Raw genomic sequence first — 422 nt, 5'->3', positions numbered from 1 at the left:
GTTAAACCACAGCTGCTGCTGTTCGGTCAGACGGCCAAGGATCCCGGCGTTGAACAGGAAATTGTTGTAATTGGTTTTCCCGCCCGGTACCGCATCAGCCGATGTGGCTTTCCCGTTAGCGATGGCCTGTTGCTGGGTATAACCAACGAAGTCATCCACCTTGTTTTCGGTGTACTGATAGCGCACGCCGCCGCTCAGGGTAATGGCATCAATGTCGTAGCTGGCCTGCAGGAACGGGGCGAGGTTGGTAATGCTGTAACCCGGGTAACGGCCCACGTTATAGGCGTTCTCCAGATCCATACCGCCGCTTGCTGCCGCTTTATCCAGGTTGAAGAACTGCTGGTTAGCGTCGAAGGTTTCGTGGTCAGCATCCACACCCCAGGTCAGCGTTAAATCATCCATCGGTTTGCTGTTCAGCGTCA

The 422-nt window shown here is 55.0% G+C and carries 1 protein-coding gene; it reads right to left on the bottom strand.

Annotated elements, in window-relative coordinates; genetic code table 11:
- Window positions 1-422: TonB-dependent receptor domain-containing protein (locus tag CSV68_RS16740; protein WP_143561031.1), on the bottom strand; the 422-nt coding region annotated here is incomplete at both ends.

Origin of the sequence: Sporosarcina sp. P29 (assembly GCF_002743265.1) — a bacterium.
Taxonomy (GTDB): domain Bacteria; phylum Bacillota; class Bacilli; order Bacillales_A; family Planococcaceae; genus Sporosarcina.
The sequence above is the reverse complement of the archived record's forward strand: the minus strand, read 5'-3'. Positions and strand labels throughout refer to the sequence as shown.